Annotated in this window: 17 protein-coding genes; 9 read left to right on the top strand and 8 right to left on the bottom strand. The window is 60.9% G+C overall.

The annotated features are described in order from the left end of the window. Positions 1 to 20 precede the first annotated feature (20 nt). On the bottom strand, positions 21 to 1,019 hold the full coding sequence (locus V4R08_RS01455) for an alpha/beta fold hydrolase (protein WP_335577704.1): 999 nt from the start codon (positions 1,017 to 1,019) through the stop codon (positions 21 to 23). Positions 1,020 to 1,249: 230 nt separating this feature from the next. On the opposite strand from V4R08_RS01455, the gene V4R08_RS01450 reads away from it, so the two are divergent. Next, a complete protein-coding gene (locus tag V4R08_RS01450) occupies positions 1,250 to 1,411 on the top strand; it encodes a hypothetical protein (RefSeq protein WP_335577703.1) in 162 nt (53 codons plus the stop codon). A 91-nt stretch (positions 1,412 to 1,502) separates the two neighbouring features. Here V4R08_RS01450 and V4R08_RS01445 read toward each other — a convergent pair whose 3' ends face one another. Together V4R08_RS01445 and ykgO are read right to left on the bottom strand one after the other, a co-directional pair. Continuing rightward, complete coding sequence (locus V4R08_RS01445; protein ID WP_335577702.1) at positions 1,503 to 2,177, bottom strand: tetratricopeptide repeat protein; 675 nt, start codon at positions 2,175 to 2,177, stop codon at positions 1,503 to 1,505. Between the two features lie 233 nt (positions 2,178 to 2,410). Further along, positions 2,411 to 2,536 carry a type B 50S ribosomal protein L36 gene (ykgO, locus tag V4R08_RS01440; RefSeq protein ID WP_011314284.1) on the bottom strand — a complete coding sequence of 42 codons (126 nt, stop codon included), beginning with the start codon at positions 2,534 to 2,536 and terminating at the stop codon, positions 2,411 to 2,413. 363 nt (positions 2,537 to 2,899) lie between these two features. On the opposite strand from ykgO, the gene V4R08_RS01435 reads away from it, so the two are divergent. Continuing rightward, a complete protein-coding gene (locus V4R08_RS01435; RefSeq protein ID WP_335577701.1) occupies positions 2,900 to 3,196 on the top strand; it encodes a hypothetical protein in 297 nt (98 codons plus the stop codon). 198 nt (positions 3,197 to 3,394) lie between these two features. Continuing rightward, positions 3,395 to 4,609 carry an EAL domain-containing response regulator gene (locus tag V4R08_RS01430; protein WP_335577700.1) on the top strand — a complete coding sequence of 405 codons (1,215 nt, stop codon included), beginning with the start codon at positions 3,395 to 3,397 and terminating at the stop codon, positions 4,607 to 4,609. A gap of 99 nt (positions 4,610 to 4,708) precedes the next feature. Here V4R08_RS01430 and V4R08_RS01425 read toward each other — a convergent pair whose 3' ends face one another. Continuing rightward, positions 4,709 to 5,020: a hypothetical protein gene (locus tag V4R08_RS01425; protein WP_335577699.1), complete on the bottom strand. Its 312-nt coding sequence runs from the start codon at positions 5,018 to 5,020 to the stop codon at positions 4,709 to 4,711. Positions 5,021 to 5,361: 341 nt separating this feature from the next. Between V4R08_RS01425 and hemE the strand changes: the two genes are divergently transcribed. Continuing rightward, complete coding sequence (gene hemE / locus V4R08_RS01420; RefSeq protein ID WP_335580142.1) at positions 5,362 to 6,414, top strand: uroporphyrinogen decarboxylase; 1,053 nt, start codon at positions 5,362 to 5,364, stop codon at positions 6,412 to 6,414. 80 nt (positions 6,415 to 6,494) lie between these two features. Here the strand turns inward: hemE and V4R08_RS01415 are convergent, their stop codons facing one another. Together V4R08_RS01415 and msrA are read right to left on the bottom strand one after the other, a co-directional pair. Next, positions 6,495 to 6,779 (bottom strand): sulfurtransferase TusA family protein, encoded by a 285-nt coding sequence (locus V4R08_RS01415; protein ID WP_335577698.1) that lies wholly within the window; start codon positions 6,777 to 6,779, stop codon positions 6,495 to 6,497. A gap of 114 nt (positions 6,780 to 6,893) precedes the next feature. Next, on the bottom strand, positions 6,894 to 7,433 hold the full coding sequence (gene msrA / locus V4R08_RS01410) for a peptide-methionine (S)-S-oxide reductase MsrA (protein ID WP_335577697.1): 540 nt from the start codon (positions 7,431 to 7,433) through the stop codon (positions 6,894 to 6,896). 366 nt (positions 7,434 to 7,799) lie between these two features. On the opposite strand from msrA, the gene V4R08_RS01405 reads away from it, so the two are divergent. From V4R08_RS01405 to V4R08_RS01390, 3 genes are all read left to right on the top strand, one after another. Next, the gene (locus V4R08_RS01405) at positions 7,800 to 8,030 is read left to right on the top strand and encodes a hypothetical protein (protein WP_335577696.1); all 231 of its coding nucleotides are present in this window, start codon (positions 7,800 to 7,802) and stop codon (positions 8,028 to 8,030) included. Between the two features lie 825 nt (positions 8,031 to 8,855). After that, entirely contained in the window at positions 8,856 to 10,403 is a 1,548-nt protein-coding gene (locus V4R08_RS01395) for a tyrosinase family protein (protein WP_335577695.1), read from the top strand. Between the two features lie 96 nt (positions 10,404 to 10,499). Beyond that, complete coding sequence (locus tag V4R08_RS01390; RefSeq protein ID WP_335577694.1) at positions 10,500 to 10,877, top strand: hypothetical protein; 378 nt, start codon at positions 10,500 to 10,502, stop codon at positions 10,875 to 10,877. A gap of 95 nt (positions 10,878 to 10,972) precedes the next feature. On the opposite strand, the gene V4R08_RS01385 is transcribed toward V4R08_RS01390, so the two are convergent. Together V4R08_RS01385 and V4R08_RS01380 are read right to left on the bottom strand one after the other, a co-directional pair. Then, on the bottom strand, positions 10,973 to 11,722 hold the full coding sequence (locus tag V4R08_RS01385) for a LuxR C-terminal-related transcriptional regulator (protein ID WP_335577693.1): 750 nt from the start codon (positions 11,720 to 11,722) through the stop codon (positions 10,973 to 10,975). A 517-nt stretch (positions 11,723 to 12,239) separates the two neighbouring features. Next, positions 12,240 to 12,773 (bottom strand): hypothetical protein, encoded by a 534-nt coding sequence (locus V4R08_RS01380; protein ID WP_335577692.1) that lies wholly within the window; start codon positions 12,771 to 12,773, stop codon positions 12,240 to 12,242. Between the two features lie 162 nt (positions 12,774 to 12,935). Between V4R08_RS01380 and V4R08_RS01375 the strand changes: the two genes are divergently transcribed. Together V4R08_RS01375 and V4R08_RS01370 are read left to right on the top strand one after the other, a co-directional pair. Next, positions 12,936 to 13,487 carry a hypothetical protein gene (locus V4R08_RS01375; RefSeq protein ID WP_335577691.1) on the top strand — a complete coding sequence of 184 codons (552 nt, stop codon included), beginning with the start codon at positions 12,936 to 12,938 and terminating at the stop codon, positions 13,485 to 13,487. A 291-nt stretch (positions 13,488 to 13,778) separates the two neighbouring features. Beyond that, positions 13,779 to 14,648, top strand: a complete 870-nt coding sequence (locus V4R08_RS01370; protein ID WP_335577690.1) for a hypothetical protein — start codon at positions 13,779 to 13,781, stop codon at positions 14,646 to 14,648. Positions 14,649 to 14,744 lie beyond the last annotated feature (96 nt).

Genomic DNA, 14,744 nt, shown 5'->3' with positions numbered 1-14,744 from the left:
GTTCCAACAGAAGCGGGGCTCTATGGTAGCTGCCGCATAGGACGCTGATATTCGCCTGCCGGCTCGGGCCGGCCAACAAGCGGTTGCAGCGCGGCAGCCATCTGCCCGATCTCGCGGACAACCAGATCCGGCGCTGCGTTCTGCACCATGTGCCCGGCGCCGGGCAGCACGATCAGTTTCGCGCCGGGCACCGCCGTGGCGAACGGGCGCGAATGGATGTCGAGCGACACGGTCTCGTCCGCGTCTCCATGGATGACGACCGTCGGAATTTTGATGGTCGCGTAGCGCGGCGCCTGCTCGGCGACCGCCGCCTTGAGCGTGACGAGGTCGCGCGCATTTGCAAGAAACTCGCGCGGCCTGAGCACCAGCGCAATCGCAGCAGCCCTGACGTAATCGAGCGGCATGGCCTGCGGCAGGAAGACGCCGCGCGTTCCGGGCCGGACCAGTGCCAGACCCAATGGCAGCGTGATGGTATAGGCCAGCAGCGGTCCAATCACCGGCGTGGCGACGACCTCATTATAGGTGCCGACCCCTCCCGGCCACGGATAGGCGACCGGCGCCAGCATCACCAGACCGGCGACGCGTTGCGAATAGTGCAGCGCCATCAGCGAACCGAGCGAGCCGGCCCATGAATGCACGACGAGGACAGCCCCGGTCACGCCGAGCTTGCCGAGCGCCTCCTCGATCATGCGGGCTTGAACCGATGGCGTGGAATCCGACAACCGGTCGCGGCTGCTCCAGCCATGCCCCGGCCGGTCGATCAGGATGACGCGGCGGCTTTTCGCCAGCATGTCCCCGACCGGCAGGCGCATCGTTTCCAGATTCGAACTCGCGCCATGGATCATCACGACCGGCGGCACACCGCTATCGCGCGGCCCGATGTCCACGACGTGAATCCGCGCTCCGGCGACGCCGATTATTCTGCCTGCCGCAGGATGCATACGGTTGAGGACAAGCACACCGGCCTGCGTGATCAGCGCCAGACCAGCCAGCGCAGCGGCGATAACGACAACGATCATGAATAAAATAAGAAAGACCTTTCGTACCAATGAGATAAGGCGGAGCGCGCGAACCTCTTCGCACCGCGATACCAGCGAGGTGATCAAGCATCCGGTTGGACCCGGCGCGCTTCGACCTTCCGCTCCAATCTGGCTTATTTATCCACGTTATCCACAGGAACGCGAACCGGTCCGCAGAAATTATTCATGTTCTCGGTGGAAAGTGGGGCGGTTGAACGGGAGTGTATCAGATGAGTTTTGAAGCAGGCGAAGCCGTAATCGACCAGATCGTGGCGTCATGCGACGGCGACATTCGCGGCGCGCTGATGGCGCTGCTGATGGTCAACGAGCGGCTGGAGGATGAGTTGCAGCGGCTTTATGCGGCGGCGCGCGAAGGCGAGACATTGCATTAGATTGGTCGTGGCCAAAGTCAGCGCCGCGGCGCGCTGACACGAAGCCAAAACCACGCTGCCGTCGCGGGCCTCCTCTGCGAATTCGCAAATATCAGATATCGCGTCCCTCGACCTTTTCGGTCAGCGTCTTGACCAGTTCCCGCACGTTCGCGAGATGGGGATCGATGGCGAGCGCCTTACGGAAGGCATCGAGCGCGCGCCTGTCGTCACCAAGCTCCTGCATGATCATGCCGAGACCCGCGAGCGCTCCGAAATGGCGTGGCTCGCGGATCAACACCTGCTCGATGTCCTCAAGCGAACGCTGGTAGTCGTTCTGCATGTAGTACAGGGTCGCGCGCCGGCTCCATCCCTCGATGTAGTCGGGATGCAACTTCAAAACCGCGTCGAGCAGTTTGAGTGCAATGTCGGGCTGTTGGGCCTCCATCGCGACCTTTGCCCGCTGCATCAAAAGCACCGTCGTGTCGCTCGAAGTCTGGCTCCACAGCGCCAGGATCCGCGCTTCGACATGCTTGGCGCTCTCCTCGTCCGGCGCGACCTTGAGGGCGCCGAAAAGGAAATCGAGTCCGTGGACCCGGTCCTTGGGGATTCCAGGCAGCTTCGAAGGCGGCTGCGGCAGATCCTTGGGTTCAGTGGTCTCAAGCGGGGCGATCTGCGGGCCGCTGCGCGGCGGAGCCTGGGCGGAGGCGACCGCAGGCATCAAGGCTCCAGCGACGGCGAACAGAATTGCGAGGCAAAACCACCCGACCGCGGGGAATCTCTGTGGCATTCGCGAGGTCCAGACAATCAGGCAAGCGTCTCAAGCGTCATACTATAGCGTTTTCGAGCGAAGTGGGTACCGGTTTGCGTGAAGAAGCGCGTCAAATCAAAATCATAGAGCACCGCTTCTGATCCATCAGAAACGAAAAGGCTCGAAACACAACGAAACGCGCCGCAAAGCGCAGGCGCGTCATAGAGCTGTGATGACTGAGTGCGGGCGGCTGTTGGCGCGATGCGCGTGAATCAGCCCTGACGAGCCTTGAAACGGCGCTGGGTCTTGTTGATCACATAGACCCGGCCCTTGCGACGGACCAGACGGTTGTCGCGATGGCGCGAGCGCAGCGATTTCAGCGAGTTACGGACCTTCATGGGAACGTTCCTGATTTTCCAAAGGCCGTATGCGACAGGCCGAAAACAGCAAAACATGATCTTCCCGGCTCGCGGCCAAGCCGCCCGGGACGCGCGGTTTCTAAGCCATGGAGCCCGGCGATGTCAATCCGCACAGGCCGATAACGGCCTGTTCCGATGCGGAAATCTTCCGCGTTCGCGACGCCCGCAGGCGCTCGCCGCCTGAAAGGTCGCGATGCCACGACCCTTGCCGCACTGGCGCGAAGATGGATTGGACGAAAAGGGTTCTGTGCAGTAACATCTTCAAGCGCGCGCCAATGGCTCGCAGCGAAGATCAGGGCACGGCGAGAGCCACGCGGCGACGGACACATGCTGGAGGTCCGTATGAAATCGCACCGGCTTCCCTTCGAAAACAAATGGACTAACGGCGAACACGCCTGGCAGTGGCACTGCGAGCTGGAACGGCTGGGCGTGTCCACTGTCAGGGCCATGTTCGCCGATCATGAAACACACCGGAGAAGGCATACGGTCGTATACGACATCCCGCCGGAATTCGTCCGGGACTGGCTGGCGTTTCACGACCGGCACGAAACGAAACAGCAGCGGCTTCGGCAATTGATTTTGGCCGCGGTGGCAATCGCCGCGCTGGTGATCGCAGCAGTGGCTTTCCTGCGAACGTGACTCGCGCTGGCATCGACCTCGGCCCGGCGCGTGCCGCCTGACACTTGACCCCGCGCGGCAGGTTCCTCTCAATTCAATCTTGAATCGCTTTATCAAGGTTAACGATGCGCGGACATTCTCCGGTGCATAGCCGGCGAGAACCCTTATGCGGCCATACGCTGGCAGTCTCTCTTTGGCGCTCGCCAATGAGGAACCGGTATGATTCAAAAAGCCCGCCAAGACGACAAGATTGCGGAAACACCCTTCGGCAAGCGAAGGATCAAGCCCCGCGCCTGCATCGTCGAGAGCAAGCATCACGTGCGGTCCCTGCTCAGCGAAACGCTTGAGGAACAGGGGTTCATTCCGCACGCCTGCGCGACGCTGGACGACCTCGATGCCTCGTTGCGTTCCGACTTCCCCGACCTCGTCGTCATCAGCTTCTCGATGAACGGTCTGTCGGTTCCGGACATCCTGAGCCTGCTTGCGGTCCGGGCCTGCGCCGCCATGGTGCTGCTGATCGGGCCGCCGGATGCGCCCGCCGTCAGGGCGGCAGGGGAGCTCGGCGAGAAGCTGGCGCTTGACTTGCTGCCCATGCTGCCGACCCCTTTCAGCGACAGGGATCTGCACGCCCGCGTCGCCGCCCTGGTGCCGGCCGGGCCGCCCCCGCCGCCGGTCGATGTGGCGGAGGCGCTCGGCGCTGGCTGGCTCGAACTCTGGTATCAGCCCAAGATCGATGCGCGCAGCCTCGCGCTGAGCGGCGCCGAAGCGCTGATCCGGCTGCGTCACCCGAACTGGGGCATCGTTCCACCAGCCTATTTTCTTCCCGACAAGGGCGATCCGCATTTCCGCGCCCTGTCGCTCTTCGTCATCGGCCGGGTCTTCGAGGACTGGCGCTATCTCGTCGCCAAGTCCGGCGGCATCCATATTTCCATCAATCTGCCCCTTGCCTTCTTCACAGACTCCAATGCCGTCGACGATCTGCGTTTGCAGTTCCCGGATCACCCCGCCTTCGACGGCTTGACCGTGGAGGTCGGCGGCGGCGAAGTCGTGCAGAATCTGCCGCTCGCGGTCGAAGCCGCGCAGCGACTGCGATTCCACAACATCGGCTTTTCGATCGACGACGTCGGCACCGAATGGCCGGCGCTGGCCGCGCTGACCGAATTTCCATTCGCCGAGATCAAGCTCGATCGCAAATTCGTTGACGGCAGCTCGTCCGCGCGACTCAAGCGCTCCGTCTGCCGCCAGATCGTCGATCTGGCCAAGAGCCACGGCGTCAAGACGGTGGCTGAAGGCGTCGAGACCCGCGACGATTTTCTCGCCATGCACGGCATCGGTGTCGATTTCATCCAGGGCTTTCTGTTCGGCAAGCCGATGACCACCCGGAAATTCGCACGCAACAGCCGTCAACGCCCGGCCTTCGTTCCCGTTGCATAGAGCCGCTTCTGATGGAATCAGAAGCGGCTCCATCATTTTGAATTGACGCGTTTTCTTTACGCGAACCGGTACCCACTTCGCTCGAAAACACTATAGAGTCTAGCGAGCAGGCGGATTGACCGCACCGGGACCTGCCCCGGGCGCCAGAGGTTTCGCCGCGATGTCGCCCGGTGTTGCTTCGGCGTTGGACTCGAATACCGCCTTGCATGACGCGCTGAGCTGCATCTCGTTCTGACGCAAGCATGCAACGATACGGGCGACGTCGGGAACGGCGCTGCCGCACAGCCTGAGCACATCGGGCGTGCAGGCGAGCCGTTGAGCGAACGTGCCGCGATATTCTTCCGCGTGCGCGGCGGCCGCGATGCCGCCGGCCAGAATCGTGGAAAACAGGACAACTCCGTGCCTGCGCATGTGTCACCTTTTGCGAATGCTTCACACGCCGACACCTCCTCAAACCATTACGGCGGCAGAAAGGTTCGTTTCTGGCAACAAGATGGGACCGGCAGGTTCCGCAGGATTTCCGAAGTGGTGCTGGTCGACGCGGCGTAAGCGACGTCACCGGGCGATGGTCAGGCGTGAGTGCAGGCACAAGCACCGGATCCCGCGCCTGAAGACCCGCGCATTCCTCCTCAATGCGCGATCCCACGGCCGTTCGCAGCGGAACGCCCACAAACGCTGCGGACGCCGTGGCCAAGACCCTGCCGGTCGTGTATCAGACCACCCGGACACACAACCCATTCACGGAATTCGCCTTGGCACAGGATTCGACCATCAAGCCATTTCTTGAGGTGCTCTCGGGCCGCCGCCAGGCCGTGCCGCCGATCTGGATGATGCGACAGGCGGGACGCTATCTGCCGGAATATCGCGAGCTGCGCGCGAAAGCCGGCGGCTTTCTCGACCTCTGCTTCACGCCGGAATTCGCCGCCGAGGTGACGTTGCAGCCGATCCGCCGCTTCGCCTTCGACGCTGCCATCATCTTCTCCGACATCCTTGTCATTCCCTACGCACTCGGGCGCTCGGTGCGTTTCGAGGTCGGTGAAGGCCCGAGGCTCGATCCGCTGGATACGCCGGACAACGCGGCTACGCTGGCGCGCGAAGCCGACATGACGAAGCTTGAGCCGGTGTTCGAGGCGCTGCGCCGCGTCAAGCGCGAACTCGATTCAAAAACAGCACTGATCGGTTTCTGTGGGGCGCCATGGACCGTCGCGACCTACATGGTCGCCGGACGCGGCACGCCCGATCAGGCGCCGGCGCGGATGATGGCCTACCGCCACCCCGAGGCGTTTGCGAAAATCATCGACGTGCTGGTGGAAAATTCCGTCCGCTATCTGCTCGGCCAGCTCAAGGCCGGCGCGGATGTGCTGCAGATTTTCGATACCTGGGCGGGCGTGCTGCCACCGCGCGAATTCGCGCGGTGGTCGATCGAACCCACGCGCAGAATCGTGGAAGGCGTCCGCAAGGTCGCGCCGGACGCAAAAATCATCGGCTTTCCCCGTGGCGCCGGTGCGCTGCTGCCGTCCTATATCGAGGCGACCGGCGTCGACGCCGTCAGCATCGACTGGGCCGCCGAGCCGTCATTGATCCGAGAGAAGGTCCAGAGCCGCGTCGCCGTTCAGGGCAATCTCGATCCGCTGGCGCTGATCGCAGGCGGACCCGCGCTCGACCGCGCGGTCGATGACGTGCTGACGAATTTTGCCGGAGGCCGGCTGATCTTCAATCTCGGCCACGGCATTCAACCGGAAACGCCGATCCCGCACGTCGAACAGATGATCCGCCGGGTGCGCGGAAACGACTTGCGCGAATAGAAGCTTTCCCCTGTTCGTGGCGAGTTGAACCGCCTCGTCGTCCGCCGTTTATCGGCCCAACGGCCGCCGTTGCGGGCAGGTCACTTGATGTATGGGCACCAGGATCGAAACGAGAAGCGGTCCTCCAGCGGCAGCGGCGCTCCCGCTTTTTTGATCAGGAAAACGATCCGCCTCTCCGCGCGTTCGGTGATTTCCACGGAATCGCCGGTCTCCCGGACCAAATTCGGAATATCGATCACCGAGAGCGGGTCGGTGCAATGCACCTCAAGCCGATCGCCAGGCGTCAGCGATTTCAACGCCTTGCGAGTCTTGAGCGCCGGCATCGGGCACTTCAGCCCGGTGAGATCAAGTTTCGGTATCAGCATCGGATAAACATGGCGAATCCCGACGGGACCGTCAACCGGCGGACCGTCATGTCTGCGTCACATTGCCCGCAAGGGTCTCAACCGGGGCGGGCAAACCGGAGATTTCCACCACCCTCAACTGGCTTCGCTGGCCTTGGCTTCACCGGCCTCCTGCCTGGACGGCAGCTTCCACTGCGGCCGTATGAAGTGGCAGGTATAGCCGTTGGGATGATGCTCCAGATAATCCTGATGCTCGGGCTCGGCCTCCCAGAACGGTCCGGCCGGCGCAAGCTCGGTGACAACCCAGCCCGGCCAAAGACCGGAGGCATCGACATCGGCGATGGTCTCTTCCGCGATCCGCTTCTGCTCGTCGCCGGTGTAGAAGATCGCGGAACGGTAGCTTACGCCTTGATCGTAACCCTGACTGTCCTGCGTGCTTGGATCATGGATCTGGAAAAAGAATTCCAGCAGTTGCCGATAGCTGATCGCTTGCGGGTCGAAGCTGACCTCGATGGCCTCGGCATGATCGCCGTGATTGAGATAGGTCGCGTTCGGCAACTCGCCGCCAGTGTAGCCGACACGGGTCGAGATCACGCCGGGATGCCGGCGCAACAGAGCCTGCATACCCCAGAAGCAGCCCCCGGCAAGGACCGCGCGTTCCGTCGAAGCTGTCATATCCGTCCTTCTCCTATTCGCTCTTGGTATCGTCCTGAGGCTCTATCCAGGATAGCGCAGCGAGGCGCACTTCGGATTCGGGACACTGGCTTGTCCTTGGGTATCACCGGCCGCTACAGGTTACATCCGATCTGGATATGGGGCAGCCGGCGATCAAGCCATCCGCTCACGACGACGGCGACCTGAGGTCCCGGATCGCGGTGGTGCGGCCACAAAACGGCGCCCGGACGCACTGCCCTGCCCATTGCACATCCGGGCTATCCTCGCAACCCGGATTCGCCAGTTGCATCACAGCATGGTACCGAGCTATTCGGAGAGCCAGTCAAGGCCTACTATCTGAGCCTTCAAATCAAAATGAGGACCGGGATGCCGATCAAGGTAGACGACACGAAGTTTGCGTTGGACGATCACGCCCCTTTCGGGAAGCTATGGGGCAGGCTGTTAGTCGAGGTAGTCGATACCGATACGGATACGAGGCGGTCGATCCAGCTCGAGGTTCTTTTGGAAAAGAGCGACAAGGCTCCCTTCTTTCATTATGAAAAGCTGGCGCGGGCCGAAGCTAAAAAGTTACTGGGTCAGGTCGCAGAGCAACTGTAGATTCCTCACCGTCCGTTGAGCCCGATAGCCCTCGCTTTGAACGCTCAGGCAAGGCCATCGGTTTTGTTCGGCAAATCCGGGCGAGACCTTTCACAATCGGCCTCAACGAAACACGCCGCACGTGCGTTGCCCAAATGCTCGCCGCTTTTGGGCAATGTCGTGGCTTGTTCCGGCAGACGACGCCCGAATCCCGTCCACTCGCTGTTCGGCTATAGCGTTTTCGAGCGACGCATGTCCTTGGGCTTGACCCGAGGATGGGTACCGGTTCGCGTCAAGAAAACGCATCACAACACAAAGGCTGGAATAGTTCTGGATCACAGCCTTTGGTGTGCGCCACAGGACAACGCGATGGGAAACTCTTTCTCGTCGCCGAAGATGGACCGGGACGCCGGAAGGTCCATCGATCGCGTGACGCGGCCAGAGCCGACGTGTTCGACTTCATCGAGCGATTCTAAAACACGACACGCAGGCACGCGACGATCGGCCACGTCAGTCCCGTTGAGTTCGCTGGATCAGCTTAACTCAGCGTTTATCAAACCGGCAGCAAGCCAAGGTGTGTCGAGTAGGTAGTCTCCCAAATCGTTGACTGCATTTGTGGGCGGACGCTAACTTTATGCAGCGATCGGCTGTTGCTGGCTGGGATGCGACGTCTTCATTTTTTCGCAATCAAACAACTGGCGGGCTTGCTCGACGAGATGCGCGCGAATGGGTTGGCATTCCGTAGCGTCGAAGTGCGACTGGCATCGCGATCCGCAAACTCCAATCATCAATCTGCCGCGAGTGGACGTCTGACACCGGCTTTCAAGCCGCAACGGGGGTGACGACATGACAACGACACGACGGACGGTTCTCTTGCAGGGCGGCGCGATCGGCGCCGGGCTCATCGCTGCGAACATGTCAGCGGTGCGAGCGCTCGCGGCGTCCAAGACGCCTCCGGTCCGGCGTTCGCTGCAGGGGCTTGCCTGGAACGACCCGATCGTCGCGACCTATCGCGATGCGGTCGGCATCATGAAGCAGAAGGCAGCCAGCGATAACTTTAACTGGGTACAACTCGCGAATTTTCACGGCAACATCAACACCGGGTTTCGCTACTGCCCGCATGGCGACTGGTACTTCCTGCCGTGGCATCGCGCGTTCACGGCGATGTACGAACGCATCGTCCGGCATCTGACGAAGAACGACGACTTCGCCATGCCCTACTGGGACTGGACGGCGAACCCGACAATGCCCGAAGTGTTCCTGCCGGAGAGGACTCCGGACGGAAAGACCAACTGGCTCTGCGTGAACGAGGACGGGAAAAAACGGACCTGGCCAGCGACCAAGCCGATGCCGGCGAACATCGTCGGGCCTTCGGTGCTCAAAACCATTCTCAACGCGTCGCCCTACGAGATCTTCGGAACCAGCCGGCCCGCTGGACAGAATTCGCTTGATCCCCATTGGATTACCGGCGGGGGCGGCGTGCAAGGCACACTCGAAGCGTCGCCGCACAACCAGGTTCACAACAACATCGGTGGCTGGATGCCGTCGCCCGCATCGCCGCGCGATCCGATATTCTTTATGCATCACGGCAATATCGACCGGATATGGGCGCTGTGGAATCTCAAACACGCGAACAGCACCGATCCGCTATGGACGAACATGCCGTTCAAGGAAAATTTCCTCAATCCGGACGGATCGTTCTGGTCGCCGAAAGTGTCGGACCTCTTCGTTCCCGATACGCTCGGTTACAGCTACGGGTTCAAGGCACCAACGGCAGCGATCGCCAGCGCCGCCCGGACGATGACTTTGGAGCGCTCGCTCAACGCCATCCTCGCAGCGCCGACGGCCGCCAACATCAAGACCGACAAGGTCGCGACCGCCGTGGTTGAAAATACCAAGCGTGCGACGCCGGATGCGGCGTTGGCGCTCAAGATCGACGTACCGCAGGCTGCCTTGCAGGGCGTCGTGCGCAGCGTACCGGTCGGCTCAGGGTTCGAAACGATGGACTTCCCCGCGGCCCGCGAAGCGTCGGCGCGCGGAAGTCACGCACTGGCCATTCTTCGTAATGTCGCCATCACCGATCCGAGCACGACGACGATCCGCATTTATCTGGGCGACGAACCTGTTCCGGCCGATGCCTCGACTTCGGACCCCCGCTACGTCGGGAGCTTCGCCGTCCTCGATCACGGCGAAGGCGGTCATGGCGCGCATGAGGGCCACGAGCTTCCGTCCTTCGTCCTCGATCTCACCGATGCACTCCAGCGCGTCTATGGTTCGGCCGCAACGATCCCGAGTGCGATCGGGCTACAGGTCGTCGTGGGCAACGAGACCGGAAACGGCAAGGCCGGTAGCGCCATGCCGCAGCGCGTTGAGGTCATCATCGTTTCGGGGTAGCATACGGCGCGAGGGAAGACGGTGCCGAAGAAGCGAACGATAGGTTGCGCGATTCGAACCGTTTTCCTCGCCGTGGCGGTGCTATCGGCCGTCGAGATGGCGGCAGCGGAAAACAATGACGTGCGTGCGAGTGTCAACGCCCCGGCGCGGGTCGCAATCACCGCGTCCCGCGATCTGTCGCAGAACGCGTCCGCGCGAATTGTCATTACGGTCACCGGTTTCAGGCCCTCTCCGAGCGGGCCTGTCGAAGCTGTCGTGTTGATCCCCTGCGGAACGGAGCAGCGGGAGATCGGGCGGTTCGGCATATTCCCGCAGCAGTCTTTCACTGCGGGAAAAAACGCCAATCCGCAGCGTTTCGGTTTTGCTGTGCCGGATCCCTGCAAGATGCCGTCGCAAGTTACCATTCGTATTGAGCCAAGCACAGGAAACGGCAGCGGCGCCGAGCTGGTCATTGGCGGGGCCGAATTCGAATAGAACCACAGACCTTAACGGCTCACGACGCCAAATCGATCAAAAGCTTGTCGATAGCGTCATGACGCATTGTGGCGTTCGACTTAACTGACCCATCCTCACGTGTTCGACACGAACTTTTGATCCACTAATTTGTCAAACAGGCTGCTTACCATCATCGCGACCTCGGTCCGGTTCCGGGCCTTCAGCTTGCGCATGATATGACGGATATGGACCTTCACGGTGCTTTCACACATGCCGAGTTCATAGGCGATCTGCTTGTTCGCCCTGCCGCGGCAGAGTGCTTCGACAACCATGATCTGTCGCGCGGTGAATAGCTGGCTTTCGCCATTGCCGCGATTCTGGAACGACGACATCACACTGATCGGCACGAACGTGCCCCCCGCCTCGACCAGCCGCACGGCTTCGACGGCGATACCGAGCGTCATGCTAGTTGGAATATAACCCCGCGCACCGCTCTCGATGGCGCGCATGATCCGTGAACCATCCTCGACATCGGAGACGATGATCAGAGGCGCGCTCACAGCGACGCGCGCGAGGCTCTCGACGTCATCGGAATCGCTTAACGCATTCTTTTGGCGGGTCTGAACACAGAGAAGGATGACCGATGGGACAGGAAAATCATTCTCAACTTTCATCCACTCCGACAAAGTCGCGAACGCGAAAACCGCATGACTGACATACTTGGCTTGCAAACAATACACGAGGCAATCGCGAACAAGTGCTCGCTCATCTATAATGATAATTGCGTTTCTTGCGGTCTTTGTCGCATCGCTGAATGAATCGTCGGTTCCGTTGAAGCGTTGTGCGTTGCAGCCGTCATGGTCGAAGTCTGCGGCGCGCGGCATGGAGACTGAAGAGAGTTCGGCTGCGGGAGGTCTTGGGCGAGCCTGCCAAGGCGGCTCCGCATCAACCGCCCCCGCGACAGCGTTTTGCAGGTGCGCCCGATTATGTCGGGGTTGTTGTGGCGGGGACGCCCCGCATGACGCACTCCCGACATTCAACGGCGGCCGAAGATCAAGAGAAGGACGCGGGTAAATTATCTGGGTCGGATTGGGCGTCGCGTGCGCTGTTTGATCCGCCCGGGCGACGCCTGAAATGAAATGGTCAGGCAAATAGACACTGTCAGAACTAGATCGTCGGTTCGCGCTCATTGGGTACCCCTAACTCAACCCGTTTCGAACGCTGTAACGGACGGGCCGGTCCACCCTACCCGTGCAAATCCCTCCGTCGTCAGCTCACCTCCGCAACCATCATTAAACACATCTTCCAGGCTGTCCCTCGCCCGACGCCAGCAAATCTAATCGATTTCTAGCTGTTGGACTATATCAATATTGTTCACGAATTCGGGTTCCATTGAAATTTTTACGACAGCCTCGCTAACGGAAGCCCCGCAATGTAGGCGTCGAAAGCGTCGCCCCAGTTGCCTGTAACCGGGCTCGATGCCGCGCTCATGTTGCGGCCATCATCCACGAACGAATTCTGTCCCGCAACCGCGTCCTGCCAAGGCTCGTATCCGATCGAGGCGACGGCTGCTGCGCCACACAGACGCGAGGCAACCATCGTCGCGCTGTGGCAGCCATGCTGAAACTCCCGCGGATGAGACTTGCTGAGAGTGAGAGCGTCCTCCCCGATCAAATCAGCATCCATGCCCGTTATCGCTCGCCAGGTCTGTGACTGAACAAGACTCAGATCATGATCCTGCAAGGCGCGGCTTTCGATTCTGGCGACAATGGTAATGAGCGTCAGCATGAATCCGACGAGGTAAGGATCGCGCCACGCGATATCGGGAATGCCGTTCAGGGACGCACGACTTCGCTCAACCAGCGGACCGATCGTCGCCACCGCCGCTCGACGCCCTCGCCTGACCTCCGCCATTGCAACTGCCCAGCGCAGCATTTTCGCCTCCTCCGCTCCGGGAGACTTGTCTTCTTCCCTATCCTACGAGACGATGGCGCCGCTGGACAGAGCGCTTGTCGGTCCGCCGCCGTCATCGGCTAACGCTTTCGGCGCCCTTAACGTTGCAGGCATTGAGCCTGCCCAAGCTTGCGATGCGCGACCATGACCGCCAGCAATCTCCCTCCGAAGCCCGACTTCGCCGCGATCGAGGCCGCGGCGCCGGAATCGGCGGATCGCCGGACGACGATCCTGGCGCTGATCGGGAATCTGGTCTTCAACTGGTCCAACAACGAAAGCCTGTTCATCTACGTCCTGATGCTGCTTCTGAAGGTCGATCAGGTTTCGGCTGCTATTGTGTTTGCGACCTTGAATACCACCCGGGCAAGGCTCGACCTCATCCAGCGGCTGGCGCGAACCAAGATCAAGGACAAGGCGCTCAGCAAGGAACTCGATCGCCTGATCGAGCGCTTTAACGACGGCACGCACATCCGCAACGAATTCAATCACTGCATGTATACCGTCGATAGCGGCGGTGAGATCTCGCATACGCAATCCATGCGCCTGGTCCAAACTCGCAGCGCCCTTCGATTCGGTGAAACCAAGCCGCTGGACGATGCGCGCATCCATGAGATGTCGGAAGCGGTGCGCGAAATGGCTCGGATCAACCGGGAAATCTGGGATTTCCTGCCGCGGCTCGAAGCGCATTTGCGATAGCCGCGGCGACGGATCGCAAGCCGATCGCTACGCCCACCCGTGAGCCGAAGCCGTAAGTGACTACGCCTTTCGGCTGATAACGCTTCTCCTCAAGGTGGCCGCTGATCTCCCTAAGGGCAGCTAGCCGTATTGTTGCCGCTGGTAGAGCCTTGTGGTGCGAAATTGGCCCCTGTGCTGATCTCGCTGCCGGCAGAACCGGCGTATCAACCGCATCGGACCTCGACAAGGCCGCTGACGTAGAAGATTGGCGCGCTTTCGTCGCGACGATGCTCCTTCCAACAGGAGCCTACCATGGGTTACGGCGACAAACACGACAAGCACGACAACGATCCCACGCAGAACCAGGGCCAGGCGCAAGCCAATCTTCAGGGCCAGATTCAGGGTCAGGCCAATCTGCAAGGCCAGCTTCAGGGTCAAGGACAGGGCCAGGGCCAAGGTCAGGATCAGACCCAGACAGCCGCTCAGTCGCTTTATTCAACCAGCGATAACCTGAACGGCAACGGCAATCTGAACGGCAACGGCAATGGCAACTGGAATGGAAACGGAAACGACAACTGGAACAGCAACGGAAACGACAACAGTAACAGCAACGATAATAGCAACAGCAACAGCGATTCCAACAGCCTCAGCAATTCGCTGAGCAACAGCGACACCAATCATCTGGACAATAGCATCCAGAACACCGTCGACAACCATGTCAACGTGTGCGTCAACGTCGACCTCAACCTCGACGCCAACAGCCTCAGCCACCCCGTCATCGACCTTCACGGGCTGAGCACCACTGACTCACTGGTCATGCCGGACGTTGTCTACCAGACGCTGAACGGCGGCGGGAATCAGTTCAATATCGACCAGGTCAACAATCTAATACAGCACAATGACGTCTCGGATCCCTCGGTGTCGTTCAACGGAAGCCCGAGCGACTATTGCGATCCGGGCAGTGCGTTCTCCATGGATGCCCATGATGTCCATGGTGGCGCGGTCACCATGAGCGGCGGAATGGGCAACCTCGATCACGCCAGCAGCGGCGTCAACGCCGACGCAGCGGTAACCCAGTCGGCGTTCAACCAGACCATCACCCTGGGCGCCAACATCCAGTTCAACAGCCAGACGATCACGGCGGGCCACGACGGCTTCACCGACGATCATCACACCGGCTAACCTGCCTTTCGGGCCTGCGCGGCAATCGCCGCGCAGGTTTTTTCCCGACTAACGAATACCGCTCCGAAATTCTGAGACTGCGATGGGCGCTCGCGG

It is taken from the genome of Nitrobacter sp. NHB1 (assembly GCF_036964665.1).
In the GTDB taxonomy this organism is placed as follows: Bacteria; Pseudomonadota; Alphaproteobacteria; order Rhizobiales; family Xanthobacteraceae; genus Nitrobacter.
This window is presented reverse-complemented; position numbering and strand designations above follow the sequence as displayed.